Source organism: Streptomyces sp. NPDC006140 (assembly GCF_040628815.1).
Lineage (GTDB): Bacteria > Actinomycetota > Actinomycetes > Streptomycetales > Streptomycetaceae > Streptomyces.
Window position 1 is genome coordinate 483,083 of sequence record NZ_JBEXTS010000002.1, and the last position, 14,596, is coordinate 497,678.

Sequence of the window (14,596 nt, forward strand, 5' to 3'; positions counted from 1 at the left end):
GACCTGCGCCTACACTGACCCCATAAGGGACGTTCGTGACGTACCGGAACCACCGTGCGCTATCAGCGGATGCTCGTGCCGGCCCTCGCCCTGGTCCTCGTGACGCTGCCCGCGCTCTCCCCGCGGGCCCGGGGCGAGGAAGTGCCGCGCGGCCCCACGTTCGCCGCGCGCGCTCTGCAGGCGCTGATCGACGGTGTCCAGTTCGGAGTGATCATCGCGATCACCTCGGTCGGGCTCTCGCTGATCTTCGGCACCATCCACCTCATCAACTTCGCGCACGGTGAGTTCGTGACGATCGGCGCCACCTTCGCGTTCTTCCTCAACGTCTCCGCGGCCGGTCCGGGCTGGCACCTCATTCCCGCCGCCCTCGCCGCGGTGGCCTTCGGCGCCCTGCTGGGCGGAGCGGTCGAGCGCGGCATCTGGCGCCCGCTGCGGGCCCGGGGCACCGGGCTGATCAACATGTTCATCGTCACCATCGGGCTCTCGCTGCTGCTGCGCCACGTCGTCCTCGTGCTCTACGGCACCCGGCCCGCCTCCTACGCCCAGTACGACATCCAGAGCACGATCGACCTCGGCCCGGCCGGCATCACCCCGCGGGACCTCACCGTCACCCTGCTCTCCGTGCTGGTGCTGCTCGGCATCGCCGCACTCCTGCAGAAGACGCGCATCGGCACGGCCGTGCGGGCCGTCGCCGCCAACCGTGACCTCGCGGAGGCGTCGGGCATCGACGTGCAGCGGGTGGTGCTGTTCGTGTGGATGCTCGCCGGCGCTCTGGCCGCGCTCGGCGGGGTCTTCTTCGGCCTGGTGGAGATCGTCACCTGGGACATGGGCTTCAAGCTCCTGCTGCTCATGTTCGCGGGGATCATCCTGGGCGGCCTCGGCTCCGCCTACGGCGCGATGGCCGGCAGCCTCGTCATCGGGATCGTCGCCCAGATGTCGACCCTGTGGTTCCCGGTCGACCTGCAGTACGCCTGGGCGCTGCTGGTCCTCATCCTCGTCCTCCTCGTCCGGCCGCAGGGGATCCTCGGCCGCGCCGAACGCGTGGGGTGAGGGGGCGCCATGGACTTCTCCGCCATCGTCGCCGACGCCCTGCGCTCGGGGATCGGCCCCATCGCCGCCGTCTACGCCCTCGCCGCGATGGGGCTCAACCTGCACTTCGGCTACACGGGCCTGCTGAACTTCGGCCAGGTCGGGTTCATGCTGGTCGGCGGCTACGGGCTCGCCATCACGGTGTCGACGTACGACGGTCCGATGTGGCTCGGCGTCCTCGGCGGGATCGCCTGCGCGATCGTGCTGGCCCTGCTCCTCGGCCTGCCCACCCTGCGGCTGCGCGCCGACTACCTCGCGATCACCACCATCGCCGCGGGGGAGACGCTCCGGCTGTTCTACCGCTCCAGCTGGGCCGAGCCGGTCACCGGCGGGGTGTTCGGGCTGCAGCGGTTCGCGAACGACTTCTACGCGCTCAACCCCATCGAGCCCGGCACCTACGGCGTGTGGCTCGTGCGGTTCGGCTCCCGCGACCTCTGGGTGATGATCGTCGGATGGGCGCTGGTGATCGTGGTCGGAGGGCTGCTCGCCCTGCTGATCCACAGTCCCTGGGGCCGTGTCGTCCGGTCGATCCGCGAGGACGAGGTCGCCGCCCGCAGCCTCGGCAAGAACGTCTACGCGTACAAGATGCAGAGCCTCGTGCTCGGCGGCGTCATCGGGGCGGTCGCGGGCATGACGCAGGCGATCCAGGTGCAGTCCGTGAACCCGGACAACTACGACCCGGGCGTCACGTTCTTCCTGTACACGCTGCTCGTCCTCGGCGGCGCTGGGCGGATCCTCGGGCCGGTCGTGGGCGCGGTCCTGTTCTGGTTCGTCCTCAGCTTCCTCGACAGCGCGCTCCGCCAGGCCATCGACGCCGAGTACATCTCGCCGGACCTCATCAGCACCTCGGAGGTCGGGGCGGTGCGCTTCGCCCTGGTCGGGGTCGCCCTGATGCTGCTGGTCGCGTTCCGGCCGCAGGGCATCCTCGGCAGCCGGAAGGAGATGCTGCTCAGTGGCCGCTGACCCGCTCGTGCCCGCACCGGACCGGCTCTCCGCGATCCGGCCCGAGCCGGGGGTGCGCAAGCCCGATCCCCTGCTGGTGCTGGACCAGGTGACCCGCACCTTCGGCGGCCTGACCGCCGTGCGGGTCGAGCACCTGGAGGTGCAGCGCGGGGCCATCACGGCACTCATCGGGCCCAACGGCGCCGGAAAGACCACGCTGTTCAACGTGGTGAGCGGCTTCGACCGGGCCGACGGCGGACGGTGGTCGTTCGACGGACAGCCGCTCACCGGCTCCCCGGCGCACCGCGTGGCGCGGCGGGGACTGGTCCGTACGTTCCAGCTCTCCAGGGCGCTCGCCCGGCTCACGGTGCTGGAGAACCTGCTGCTCGCCGCGCCCGGGCAACGCGGCGAGCGGATGCTGCCCGCGCTGCTGCGACCGCTGTGGCGCGGACAGGAACGGGAGACGGAGCGCCGGGCCGACGAACTGCTGGACCGGTTCCGGCTCGCGCCCCTGCGCGACGACCACGCCGGCACGCTCTCCGGGGGGCAGCGCAAACTGCTGGAACTGGCCCGTGCGTTGATGACCCGGCCGGTCATGCTCCTGCTCGACGAGCCGATGGCCGGGGTGAACCCCGCGCTGACCCAGTCGCTGCTCGGACACATCACGCAGCTGCGCGACGAGGGGCTGACGGTCTGCTTCGTCGAGCACGACATGGACGTCGTCATGGGCATCAGCGACTGGGTGGCCGTCATGGCCGACGGGCACCTGGTGGCCGAGGGCCCACCGCACACCATCGGCCGGAACGCCGCCGTCGTGGACGCCTACCTGGGCAGGCGGCACGACGAGCCGGGGGCGGCCGAGGAGAAGGGGGAGGGGGAGGGGAAGGAGGAGTAGCGATGTCCGCCGAGGAGCAGGTGCCGGTGCTGGCGGCAGACGACATCGTCGCCGGCTACGTGCCCGGTGTCGATGTGCTGCGCGGCTGCAGCGTCGAGGTGCGGCCGGGCGAGGTGGTCGGCGTGATCGGCCCCAACGGCGCCGGGAAGTCGACGCTGGTCAAGGCCGTCTTCGGGCTGCTGCGGGTGCGCGGCGGGACCGTGCGGCTGCGCGGCGAGGACGTGACCGGCCGGCCCGCGCACGAGCTGGTCCGGCGGGGTGTGGGCTACGTACCGCAGCTGCAGAACGTGTTTCCCACGCTGACCGTCGAGGAGAACCTGCGGATGGGGGTCTACCTGCGGCCCAAGGACCACGCGCGGCGGGTCGCGGCGGTCGAGGAGCTCTTCCCCGTGCTGGCCGACCGCCGCAGGCAGAAGGCCGGCGCGATGTCCGGCGGCGAACGCCAGATGCTCGCGATGGCCCGCGCCCTGATGATGGAACCGCAACTGCTGCTGCTCGACGAGCCGTCGGCCGGCCTGTCACCGCTCCACCAGGACCACGTCTTCGACCGGTGCAGAATGATCAACAGCGCGGGCGTCGCCGTGCTCATGGTCGAGCAGAACGCCCGCAGGTGCCTGCAGTTCTGCGACCGCGGCTACGTCCTCGACCAGGGCCGCAACGCGTACACCGGCACGGGTACGGCCCTGCTGCACGACGAGAAGGTGATCGAGCTCTACCTCGGCACGCTCGCCCGCGTTCGTTGACTCCCGTCTCTCCGGTCCTGCCTGCCGGTTCTCCCCGGTCCTGCCCGTGGGTCCTCCCGGTCACTCCGCGGCCCTGCTGGTCTCGGTCCGCAGGGTCTCCAGCCGTCCTTCGTCGTTGTAGCCGTACACCTCGATCGACGCCTGGCCGGGCTCGCCCTGGTCGGTGAAGTCGAGGGGTCCGCTCACACCCTCGTAGTCGATGTCCCTGCCGTCGGCGAGCAGCCTCTTGCAGGCGGCGAACGAGTTGCACTTCTCGCCGTCCCGGGTGATCCCGTTCATCTCCTTCACGTACGCGCCCGGGTCGTCGGACTCCGCCTTCTCGGCGGCGAGCGCGATCGTCGTCACGCAGTCGAACACCTGCGGTGCGAACTGCAGCTCCTTGAGATCCGGCGCGAACTCCTTGAGGTCCTTCACGTACTGCTCGTTCGACGCCGAGGCCGGCGCGGTCCCCTTCATCCCGGAGAGCCGCTCCGGCTGGCCCGGCGCCACCAGCGAGGGCAGTTCCTCGCTGCGCAGTCCGTCGGCGCCGTAGACACCGATCCGGTCGGGCCCGAGTCCGGACTCGATCATGCCCTGGAGGATCTGGGTGCCCTCCTCGAAGGCGATCACCACGGCGGCGTCCGGCCGGGAGTTCTCGATCTGCTGGACGACCTGGTCGAAGTTGGTCGCCTCCGGGTCGTAGGTCTCGGCGAGCGTCACCGTCGCACCGCGCTCCTCCAGCGTCTTGCGGGTGGCCTCCATCAGGCCACGCCCGTAGTCGTCCGCCCGTGCGACCAGGGCCACCCGGTCGTGGCCGTCGTCGCGGACGACATCCGCGAGGATGGGCCCCTGCAGCGCGTCGCTCGGGACGGTACGGAAGTAGAAGCCGTCGTCCTCGTAGTCGGTGAACGTGGGAGCGGTGTTCGACCCCGAACACTGCACGACGCCCGCTCCGGTCACCCGGTCGATGAACGCCAGCGACATGCCGGACGCCGCGGCGCCGACGATCGCGTCCACGCCTGCCGCGAGGACCCGGTCCGCCGACTGCGCGGCGACGGCCTCCTGGCCCGCCTCGTCACTGGAGACCACGGCCGGCACGGGCTTGCCCAGGACCCCACCGGCGTCATTGATCTTCTGGATCGCGAACTTCAACGACTCGATCTGGGGCGGGCCCAGGTAGGCCAGCTGTCCCGTCTCCGGCAGGACGTAGCCGAACTGGAGCTCACCATCGCCCGGCTCGGCTTGGGCCGTGCCCGTCGTACCGCAGACGGCCACCACCAGAGCGGCCGCGCTTGCGAAGATCGCGGACCGCTTTGTCGACGCTTTCATCTCCGCCTCCGCTCGTCACGGGCGGCGGAGGTCGGCTGGCCGGCCCTCCGCCCGCCACCTGTACACGAGCGTAGAACTCATCATGAGACCGGAAAAGTATGAAACGTACACTTTTTCGATCGATTGTGCTGCCCGCCTTCGCCTCCCTAGTCGCGTACGGGGACGCGCTCCGTCTCCTGCGGGGTGGACTTCGCGACCACGACGGACGGCCGCTTCCGTCGGGGCCGCAGGCCGGTGAGGGTGATCAGCAGGCCGGCGAGGGCGACGAGCGTCACGACCACCAGTCCGGGCCGGTAGCTGTCGAGCACGGCCTGCGGGGAGGGGCTGCCGCCCTCGGGGGAGTTCGCGGTCACCACCGCCGTCACCACCGCGAGGAAGATCGCGCCGCCCACCTGGACCGAGGTGTTGAGCAGCCCCGAGACCATGCCCTGCTCGTGCTCGTCGACCCCGTTGGTGGCCTGCACGTTGAGGGACGGGAAGGTCAGCGCGAAGCCTGAGCCGACCAGCAGCATCGTCGGCAGGATCACCGCCGCGTAGACCGGGTCGAGGTCGATGCGCAGGAACAGCACGTAGCCCGCCACCATCAGCGCGAAGCCCAGCACGATCAGCCGGGCCGTGCCGAACCGGTCGATGACGGCGCCCACCTTCGTCGCGGACAGCGCCACCAGCGCGCCCGCCGGCAGGAAGGCCAGGGCCGTGTGCAGCGCCGACCAGCCGAGCAGCTGCTGCATGTAGAGCGTGACCAGGAACTGGAAGCCGATGTAACTGCCGACGAACGTCAACGCGCCCAGCTGGGCCCGCACCTGCGGCCCCGAACGCAGCACGCCGAGCCGGATCAGCGGGCTCGGGCTGCGCCGCTCCACGGCCACGAAGACCGCCAGCAGGACGGCCGCGGCCGCGAAGGACAGGATCGTCCGGGCCGAGCCCCAGCCCACCTCGGGCGCTTCGACGACGGTGAAGACGAGCAGCAGCATCGAGGCGGTGCCGAGCACGGCGCCGGGGATGTCGTAACCGCCCTCGGCGCGCTCGCGCTCGCTGCGCGGCAGCAGCTTCAGGCCCGCGATCAGGGCGATCAGGGCGATCGGGGCGGGCAGCAGCATGGTGAGCCGCCAACTGGCCTCCGTCAGCAACCCGGAGAAGACCAGGCCCATCGAGTAGCCGGTGGCGCCGCAGGTGGTGTAGATGGCGAGGGCGCGGTTGCGCAGCGGGCCCTCGGGGAACGTCGTGGTGATGATCGACAGGCCGGCGGGAGCGGTGAAGGCCGCGCTCAGGCCCTTGACGAAGCGGCTGGCGATGAGCAGGGGCCCCGAGTCGACGAGACCGCCGAGCAGCGAGGCCAGCGCGAAGACGCCCAGGGCCACCAGGAAGACCTGGCGCCGGCCCAGCAGGTCGGCGGTGCGTCCGCCGAGCAGCAGCAGGCCGCCGTAGCCCAGGATGTAGCCGCTGACGATCCACTGCAGCGCGGAGGTGGACAGGCCGAGGTCGGCGCCGATGGACGGCAGTGCGACGCCGACCATGGAGACGTCCAGGGCGTCCAGGAACATCGCGGCGCAGAGCACCAGGAGGGTGCCCCAGAGGCGGGGAGTCCAACGCCCTTCGGACGTCGGCGTGGTGAGCGGAGAGGTCATGCCCGAGAGATTACATGCGCATGCATGAGATGCAAGTGCATTTAATTCGGGTGCAACAATCCCGGTTCTCTGTTACGGTGCGTCCTCATGGCGGCGAAGCAGGCCGAGCAGGCGCTCGTGGAACAGTGGCGCGACATCCTGGCGCTGCACGCGCGAACACAGTGCGAACTCGACCGGGTTCTGCACGAACACGGCCTGTGCGCCAGCGACTTCGAGGTGCTCGACGTCCTCGCCGGATGCCGGGCGGCGAAGGGCACCCCCTCCTACCGCGTGCAGGAGATCTCCGAGCGGGTCCATCTGAGCCAGAGCGCGCTGTCGCGGCTGATCGCCCGGCTGGAGAAAGAGGGCCTCGTCGAGCGCTGCATGTGCCCCGAGGACCGGCGGGGCGTGCGGGTCTCCCTCACGGCGAAGGGGCGCGCGCTGCACGGCGAGGTACTGCCCGTGCAGCGCGCGGTGCTGGCGCGGATGCTGGCGGACGACTGAGCCCGGTCAGATCCCCGAGGTCTCCCGCCACAGCTCGGCGAGCGCCCGGTCGCCCGTGACCGACGGCAGGGGAGCCCGGTTCCACAGCGCCAGGTACAACTGCTCGGCCGGGCCGGACAGTTCGCACTCGGCCTCTTCGGACGCGCCGCGCGTGGTCACGGGCGGCTCCGGGGACAGCCGTACGGTCCACACCGCGTCGGTGTCGTCCGCGCGAACCCGCAGCACGCGCGGCTCGGGGGTGCGGACCCGGCTCTGGGGGCGGGCGTGGAAGCCGCGCAGCAGTTCGTCGATGCCGTCGGTCGCGAAGTCCGCGGCGACGGCGGTCGTGCCGCCCCCGCGCGCGGACTCCGCGTCCACCCGGTGCACGGTCGTCTCGTGCGCCTGCCGCCGGATCCAGAAGGCCAGCGGGGACGGCGCGGGCAGGAAGGTCCAGCACTCCACATCGGGCGAGGCGCCGGCCAGCACGCCGATGAGGCGGCTGTGGCCGTCGCGGTACCAGGCGAGGAGCTCCGCGCCGTCCAGGCCGGTGGGTTCGTCCAGCAGGCGGCGCTCGGTGTGCCCCTCGGTCACGTACGAGGCGGCCCAGCGGTGCACGGTGCCCATGTGCAACAGCAGGTCGCGCACCTGCCACCCCGGGCACGTCGGCACCTTCGCGTCCGTCCCGGCTTCCTCGGCGGCCGTGGCCAGCAACCGGCCCTCTGTCTCCAGCACTCGAAGCAACTCGGCGGTCTCCATGGCGCCGAGTCTGCCCTATGGAGCACGCTCCAGCGCCGGAATATCGGGGCACGCTACGGCAGCGGCGTCCCGCCCGTCGCGTTGACGATCTCGGCGGTGATGTACGACGCCTCCTGCGAGGCCAGGAAGACGTACGCCGGTGCCATCTCGGCCGGCTGCGCGGGCCGTCCGATCGGCGCCTGCTTGCCGAACTTCTGCGTGTCCGGCATGGTCGCCGGGATCAGCGGCGTCCACACCGGGCCGGGCGCCACCGCGTTGACGCGGACGCCCCGGTCGATCACCATCTGCGCCAGCCCCTGGGTGAAGGTGACGATCGCGCCCTTCGTCGTCGCGTAGTCCAGCAGATGCGGACTGGGCTTGTACGCCTGCACCGACGTGGAGTTGATGATGCTGCCGCCCTCCGGGATGTGCGGCAGGGCGAACTTGCACAGCCAGAACATGCCGTACAGGTTGGTGCGCATCACCCGGTCGAACTGCTCGGTGGAGATCGACTCGATGCCGTCGGGCTGCGACATCTGGTACGCCGCGTTGTTCACCAGGACGTCGATCCGGCCGAACTCGTCCACGGCACGGCCGATCAGCGCCCGGCAGTTCTCCTCCTCCCGTACGTCGCAGGAGACGGGCACGGCACGGCGGCCGGCCTCCTCGACCAGCCGGGCGGTCTCGGCGGCGTCGTCCTTCTCGTCGTCCAGATGGGTGAAGAGCACGTCGGCTCCCTCGCGGGCGAACGCCAGGGCCACCGCGCGGCCGATCCCGGAGTCCCCGCCGGTGATCACGGCCTTGCGGCCGGCCAGCCGGCCACTGCCCCGGTAGGACTCCTCACCGTGGTCCGGGGGCGGGTCCATGGGGCCCGTCCAGCCCGGGTGCGGCTGGTCCTGGGAGGGAAACTCCGGTGTCGGGTGCTGCTCGCCGGGGTGCTGCTGTTCGGTCACGGGTCTGCCTCCTTGTGCGTGGCTACGGCCCGGTGATCACCACGGGCGTGGCCCCGGGTACCCAGGAACACGGCAGTGCCGACCGGCCGACCGCGGAGGATCGCCGGACCGCGGCGACCGGGCCCCTCAGCCCGGGAGCCGACGGCCTCGCCGAGGCCGGTGTGTGCTCCCGGGGATCGGGCCGTCAGCCGGCCGGCCGGGAGCGGACGGTCTCGCCTGGGCCGGTGTGTGCCCGGGGATCGGGCCGTCAGCCGGGGGAGGCCGGTGTGTCCGCGGCGGACCCCTGCGGCCGCGGCTGACGGTCCCCGGCCGCCCGCCCCGTCGCCGCCCCGACGAGCGCCCCCACGGCCGCCGCCACCGCCGCGAGGACCGCCACGCTGGTCAGCGCGGCCGGCAGGGTGAACCAGTCCGCCATGAAACCGATCGCGGGCGGGCCGAGGAGCATGCCCCCGTAGCCCAGGGTGGAAGCCGTGGCGACGCCCCCGGGGCCGGCGAGCGCGCCCGCGCGTTCCACGGCGACGGGGAAGAGGTTGGCGAGGCCCAGGCCCGTGACCGCGTACCCCAGCAGGGCCGCCCACAGCGAGGGGGCGAGCGAGCCGAGCAGCATCCCGGCCGCCGCGGTGGCGCCGCCGGCGACGACGGTCCGGGTCTGCCCGAGGCGCTCCAGGAGCGTCGTGCCGGTCAGCCGTCCCACCGTCATCGCGAGCGCGAAGCAGGAGTAGCCGGCGGCCGCGGCGCCCGGCGAGGCGTCCAGGTCCTGTTCCAGGTGCAGGGCGCCCCAGTCGGCCAGCGCCCCCTCCCCGTACGCGGTGCACCCGGCGATCACGCCGAAGACGATCACCAGCCACCGGGTCCGGCCGTCGAGCCGGCGAGGGGCGCCGCCCCGCTCGGTCCGCTCCCGCTCGCGCGGCGCCGGGGGCTCGTGCCGCAGCAGCGTGGGTCCCGCCGCGGCCGTCACCAGCAGCCCGACGACGGTCAGCAGCAACAGGTGCCGGGTGGGCGAGAGGGACCCCGCGACCAGCCCGCCCAGCCCGGCGCCGATCATGCCGCCCAGGCTGAACGCGGCGTGGAAGCTCGGCATGATCGGCCGCCGCAGCGCGGTCACCAGTTCGACCGCCGCGCTGTTGAAGGCGACGTTGATCCCGCCGTACGCCGCGCCGAAGAGCAGCAAGACCAGGCCGAGCGCCAGGGTCGAATGGGTGAGCGGGGGCAGGGCGACGCTGAGGGAGAGCAGGACGGCGCAGACGACGGTGACCCGGTGGTTGCCGTAGCGGCGGCACAGGCGTCCCGTGAGGGTCATGGTGACGACGCCTCCGGCGGAGACGCCCAGCAGGGCGAGGCCGAGGGCGCTGGCGGAGGCGTCGGTCTGCTCCTTGATGGCGGGGATCCGGACGACCCAGCCGGCGAAGACGAAACCGTCGAGGGCGAAGAAGACGGTGAGCGCGACACGGAGTCGGGTGAGGGAGTTGCCGTAGCCCGGCACGGCACTGTGCGTTCGGGATTTGTTTATTCGCGGCACAAAGTCAGGCTAGGTGGGTGCGGGGGTGAGGACAAGGTGCGACGCTGGGGACGAGAGCTGTCCGCCGAGCGAACGCGGGAGGGCGCATGGGACGGGACGTACCGGCCCTGGTGTTCACACGGGAGGACCGTCGTCGGTACCGGGAGAAGATGCACACCGACCTCGAGGTGCTCGCGCGGATGCTGCGCGAGTCGGGCTTCGAGAGCGAGCGCCCGCAGGTCGGGCTGGAGATCGAGCTCAACCTGGTGGACGACGACGGACTCCCCGCGATGCGGAACACCGACGTGCTCCGGGCGATCGCCGACCCCGCCTGGTCGAGCGAGCTCGGCCGCTTCAACCTGGAGATCAACATCCCGCCCCGGCAGCTCACGGCCGGCGGCCCCGGCTCCTGGGAGCAGGCCATCCGCGACGCGCTCAACCACGCCGAGGACCGCGCCGCGGCCGTGGGCGCCCACCTGATCATGGTCGGCATCCTGCCGACCCTGGGGGAGCCGGACGTGAGCGAGGCCGCCCTCTCCGGCGACCCGCGCTACCGGCTGCTCAACGAGCAGATCTTCGCGGCGCGCGGCGAGGACCTGCGGATCACGGTCGACGGCGTGGAACGCCTGTCGACCTACGCCGACACCATCACCCCCGAGGCCGCCTGCACCAGCACCCAGTTCCACCTCCAGGTCGCCCCGAAGGAGTTCCCGCACTACTGGAACGCGGCCCAGGCCATCGCGGGCGTGCAGATCGCCCTGGCGGCCAACTCGCCCTTCCTGTTCGGCAAGGAGCTGTGGCGCGAGACCCGCATCCCCCTGTTCGAGCAGGCCACCGACACCCGCCCCGAGGAGATCAAGGCCCAGGGGGTGCGGCCCCGGGTGTGGTTCGGGGAGCGCTGGATCACCAGCGTCTTCGACCTCTTCGAGGAGAACGTCCGCTACTTCCCGGCCCTGCTGCCGCTGTGCGAGGACGAGGACCCGCAGCGGACGCTCGACAGCGGCGGAGTGCCGCAGCTGGGCGAACTGACCCTGCACAACGGCACGATCTACCGCTGGAACCGGCCCATCTACGCCGTCACCGACAGCGGCCCGCACCTGCGCATCGAGAACCGCGTCCTGCCCGCCGGCCCCACGGTGGCCGACATCATCGCCAACGGCGCCTTCTACTACGGCCTCACCCGCGCCCTGGTCGACGAGGACCGGCCGGTGTGGACGCGGATGTCCTTCTCGGTCGCCGAGGAGAACCTGCACACCGCGGCCCGCGACGGCATCGACGCCCGGCTGTACTGGCCCGGCGTGGGCGAAGTACCGGTGACGGAGCTGGTGTTGCGGCGCCTGCTGCCCCTGGCCCACCGGGGCCTGGAGCTGGCCGGCATGGACGACCCCTGGCGCGAACCGCTGCTCGGCATCATCGAGCAGCGCTGCGTCACCGCCCGCAACGGCGCCGTGTGGCAGGCCGAGACGGTGCACCACCTGGAGAAGGCGGGCGTCTTCGACCGGCGGGAGGCGCTGCGCCAGATGACCAGGACGTACATGGACTACATGCACATGAACGCGCCCGTGCACACCTGGCCCGTGGACTGAGGCGCTCACGCCGGAGCGGGCGTGGCCTGGCCCCTCCAGTCCTGAGCCGCCGTCAGCGGCACGGGCGGGGGCACTTCCGCCGACGTCGTCAGCCCGATCCGCCGCCCCTCGGCCGAGGAGCGCAGCAGGGCCGTCATCGCGTCCAGCACGTGGAGGGCGACCTCGCCGTTCGCGCGCCGCCCCTCGGCGGCGAGGAAGTCCAGCAGGCCGACGCCGCGGGCGCCGTCCTCGTAGCCCGCCGACGCGGGGAGGGGGCGCCATCCCGTGTCGCCGAGCGCGTGCAGGCGTACCTCGCCGTCGAAGCGGTTCGGGTCGGGGACCGCGAGGGTGCCCCGTTCGCCGTGCACCTCGATGGGGGCGGCCGTGGTCGCCACCCCGTCGAAGCTCGTCGTGAGGGTCGTCAGCGTCCCGTTCACGTGCTCCAGCACGCCCGAGACATGGCTGTCCACCTCGACCGGTATGCGCTCGCCCGCGCGCGGGCCGGACCCGATGACCCGCTCCGTGCGCAGCCGCCCGGCCGCCCCGACCACGGCCCGCACCGGGCCCAGCAGGTGGATCAGGGACGACAGGTAGTACGGGCCCATGTCGAGCAGCGGGCCGCCGCCGGCCGTGTAGTAGAAGTCCGGGTGCGGATGCCAGCGTTCGTGGCCCGGTGTGACCATCACGGCCGAGGCGAACAGCGGGCGTCCGATGCTCCCCGCCGTCACGGCCGCCCGCGCCGTCTGGACCCCCGTGCCCAGCACGGTGTCCGGCGCGCATCCCACCCGGACGCCCTTGTGCGCGGCGGCCTCCATGACGGCCCGGGCCTCTTCCAGGTCCGCCGCCAGCGGCTTCTCCCCGAACACGTGCTTGCCGTGGCGGATCGCCCCGAGGGCGACCTCCGCGTGCGCCGCCGGGGTGGTGAGGTTCAGGACCGTGTCCACGTCCGGGCTGCGCAGCAACTCCTCGACGGGCAGCGCCGCGACGCCGGGCAGCTCGGCGGCGACCGCGGCCGACCGGGCCGCGTCGAGGTCCGCGACCGCGGTGACGCGCACGGCCGGATGACCGGCCAGCGTGTCCAGGTACGCGCGGGAGATGACCCCGAGCCCTACGACGCCGATGCGGTGCGCGTCGCCCACAGCATGCCCCTCTCGATGACGGTGCGGACGGTGGGGTGCTCCAGCACGTCGACGCTGTGCCCCGGGGTCGTCACCACGATCCGCCCGGCACCCCACCGGCGGGTCCAGACCGCCGGCGAGGTCACCGGCCGGTGCCAGGGCTGCCAGGGCCGGGTGGGATGCGTGGTGGTGGCCAGGACGTCGATGAGGTCGTCGTGCAGCACCCAGTACTGCTCGGTGTCCAGCTCGAAGTCCGCGAGGCCGGCGGTGACCGGGTGCTCCCGGCCGGCCCCGGTGAAGGTGATGGTGTGCGGCAGGAAGTTGTCCGCCGCCTCGCCCCGCCGCTCGCAGGGCTCCTTGCCGGGGTGGGTGGCGAACTGGCCGCCCACCAGGTGGAGATAGTCGGCCGAGGCACGGAAGGAGTCGGCGATGCCGCCGTGCCAGCCGGTGAAGCCGGTGCCGGCCACGACCGCGGAGCTCAGGCCCGCCAACTGCTCGGACGTGATCTCCGACATCGTGACGCACTGGACCACGAGGTCGGTGCCGGCCAGCTCGGCGGCGTCGGCGTAGACGTCGGTCGATTCCTCGACCCGGACGACGTATCCGTTGTCCCGGAGGAAGGGCAGGAACAGCTCCGTGGCCTTGACCGGCTCGTGGCCTTCCCACCCGCCTCGGACAACCAGGGCTCTCTTCTGCGTCATCGTGATCTCACTATGCGCAGGCCGCCCGCGCTTCGAAAAGAGGGCCTGGCGTCACGAAAGTTTCGCGGACGAGGCCCGTGCGGAGACCATCCAGCAGGCCGCGGTGAAGCGGACCTCACTGCCCTGCACGAACGGGTCGAACGCGGGGCGGACCGTCTCGACGATCCGTGCCCGCGTCTCCTCGTCGGCCTCGGGCAGGATCATGCCGACGGGACCGAGCCGGGTGAAGTAGCGCACCAGCTCCCGCTCCGGCAGGGTGCACACCACGTCGACCGGCCGGATGTCGATCCCGGCCCAGCCGCTCTCCGCCAGGACGCGCCGCACCCGGTCCGGGTCGGCGAACGCGAACTGCCCGGGCTCGTCCGGCCGGCGGGGCGGGAGGTCCGGCAGGTACGGCGCGGCGGCGCGTTCGGCCGTCGTCATGAACGGGTTCTCCGCGGGGCCGCGCCACGCGACGAAGAACAGCCCGCCCTCGTCCCGGACGGCGCTCCGCAGATTCCCGAAGGCCCGGACCGGATCGCTGAAGAACATGACGCCGAAACGCGAGATGACGGCGTCGAAGGCGCCGCGTTCGAACGCGTGCTCCTGCGCGTCGGCGCGCACGAAGGACGCCGGCGCCCCCTCCCGCTCGGCGAGCGCCCGGGCCGTGTCGATCATCGGGCCGGACAGGTCGACCCCGACGCAGTGACCGACCCGTCGGGCGACGGCCCGGGTGATGCCGCCCGTACCGCAGCCGATGTCGAGCACCCGGCCCGCCCCCTCGGCGGACACGGCCTCCACGAGCAGCTCCTCGAAGGGCCGGAACATCTCGTCCAGCACACCCTGGAGATCCACCCAGGCGTGCCCGGCCGGCCCGTTCCACCGGGCGGCCTGTGCGTCGTCGGTCCTGCGCGAGGCGTCCATGTCGAATCTCTCCTTCTGCTTGCCTTCGTCAGGTCGGGATGACAGCGTTCTACTTC

14 protein-coding genes are annotated in these 14,596 nt (G+C 72.1%); 6 read left to right on the forward strand and 8 right to left on the reverse strand.

The annotated features are described in order from the left end of the window. Positions 1-54 precede the first annotated feature (54 nt). From ABZ386_RS07440 to ABZ386_RS07455, 4 genes are read left to right on the forward strand one after another with little or no spacing between them, the layout of a single operon-like run. Positions 55-1,050, forward strand: a complete 996-nt coding sequence (locus ABZ386_RS07440; protein ID WP_355723836.1) for a branched-chain amino acid ABC transporter permease — start codon at positions 55-57, stop codon at positions 1,048-1,050. Positions 1,051-1,059: 9 nt separating this feature from the next. After that, positions 1,060-2,052: a branched-chain amino acid ABC transporter permease gene (locus tag ABZ386_RS07445; protein WP_114250464.1), complete on the forward strand. Its 993-nt coding sequence runs from the start codon at positions 1,060-1,062 to the stop codon at positions 2,050-2,052. Next, a complete protein-coding gene (locus ABZ386_RS07450; protein ID WP_351336617.1) occupies positions 2,042-2,926 on the forward strand; it encodes an ABC transporter ATP-binding protein in 885 nt (294 codons plus the stop codon). The genes ABZ386_RS07445 and ABZ386_RS07450 overlap by 11 nt, the downstream gene beginning before the upstream one ends. 2 nt (positions 2,927-2,928) lie before the next feature. Continuing rightward, positions 2,929-3,669 (forward strand): ABC transporter ATP-binding protein, encoded by a 741-nt coding sequence (locus ABZ386_RS07455; protein ID WP_351336614.1) that lies wholly within the window; start codon positions 2,929-2,931, stop codon positions 3,667-3,669. A 60-nt stretch (positions 3,670-3,729) separates the two neighbouring features. On the opposite strand, the gene ABZ386_RS07460 is transcribed toward ABZ386_RS07455, so the two are convergent. Both ABZ386_RS07460 and ABZ386_RS07465 read right to left on the reverse strand, forming a co-directional pair. Continuing rightward, positions 3,730-4,977 carry an ABC transporter substrate-binding protein gene (locus ABZ386_RS07460; protein ID WP_351336611.1) on the reverse strand — a complete coding sequence of 416 codons (1,248 nt, stop codon included), beginning with the start codon at positions 4,975-4,977 and terminating at the stop codon, positions 3,730-3,732. 146 nt (positions 4,978-5,123) lie between these two features. Next, on the reverse strand, positions 5,124-6,605 hold the full coding sequence (locus ABZ386_RS07465) for an MFS transporter (protein ID WP_358964103.1): 1,482 nt from the start codon (positions 6,603-6,605) through the stop codon (positions 5,124-5,126). Between the two features lie 87 nt (positions 6,606-6,692). Between ABZ386_RS07465 and ABZ386_RS07470 the strand changes: the two genes are divergently transcribed. Beyond that, positions 6,693-7,088, forward strand: coding sequence for a MarR family transcriptional regulator (locus tag ABZ386_RS07470; protein WP_351336605.1), 396 nt, complete (start codon positions 6,693-6,695; stop codon positions 7,086-7,088). 6 nt (positions 7,089-7,094) lie between these two features. Here the strand turns inward: ABZ386_RS07470 and ABZ386_RS07475 are convergent, their stop codons facing one another. The 3 genes from ABZ386_RS07475 to ABZ386_RS07485 form a co-directional block, all read right to left on the reverse strand. Then, complete coding sequence (locus tag ABZ386_RS07475) at positions 7,095-7,823, reverse strand: maleylpyruvate isomerase family mycothiol-dependent enzyme (protein ID WP_351336602.1); 729 nt, start codon at positions 7,821-7,823, stop codon at positions 7,095-7,097. Positions 7,824-7,876: 53 nt separating this feature from the next. Next, a complete protein-coding gene (locus ABZ386_RS07480; protein ID WP_114250457.1) occupies positions 7,877-8,755 on the reverse strand; it encodes an SDR family oxidoreductase in 879 nt (292 codons plus the stop codon). 247 nt (positions 8,756-9,002) lie between these two features. Next, complete coding sequence (locus tag ABZ386_RS07485) at positions 9,003-10,238, reverse strand: MFS transporter (protein WP_358964106.1); 1,236 nt, start codon at positions 10,236-10,238, stop codon at positions 9,003-9,005. A 122-nt stretch (positions 10,239-10,360) separates the two neighbouring features. Between ABZ386_RS07485 and ABZ386_RS07490 the strand changes: the two genes are divergently transcribed. Beyond that, positions 10,361-11,839, forward strand: coding sequence for a glutamate--cysteine ligase (locus ABZ386_RS07490; RefSeq protein ID WP_356505689.1), 1,479 nt, complete (start codon positions 10,361-10,363; stop codon positions 11,837-11,839). Positions 11,840-11,844: 5 nt separating this feature from the next. On the opposite strand, the gene ABZ386_RS07495 is transcribed toward ABZ386_RS07490, so the two are convergent. The 3 genes from ABZ386_RS07495 to ABZ386_RS07505 are packed head-to-tail and all read right to left on the reverse strand — an operon-like array spanning position 11,845 to position 14,540. Then, positions 11,845-12,957, reverse strand: coding sequence for a Gfo/Idh/MocA family oxidoreductase (locus ABZ386_RS07495; RefSeq protein ID WP_358964109.1), 1,113 nt, complete (start codon positions 12,955-12,957; stop codon positions 11,845-11,847). Continuing rightward, positions 12,927-13,637 carry a ThuA domain-containing protein gene (locus ABZ386_RS07500; RefSeq protein ID WP_355728154.1) on the reverse strand — a complete coding sequence of 237 codons (711 nt, stop codon included), beginning with the start codon at positions 13,635-13,637 and terminating at the stop codon, positions 12,927-12,929. Before ABZ386_RS07500 ends, ABZ386_RS07495 begins: the two co-directional genes overlap by 31 nt. A gap of 51 nt (positions 13,638-13,688) precedes the next feature. Next, positions 13,689-14,540 carry a class I SAM-dependent methyltransferase gene (locus ABZ386_RS07505; protein ID WP_351336586.1) on the reverse strand — a complete coding sequence of 284 codons (852 nt, stop codon included), beginning with the start codon at positions 14,538-14,540 and terminating at the stop codon, positions 13,689-13,691. Positions 14,541-14,596 lie beyond the last annotated feature (56 nt).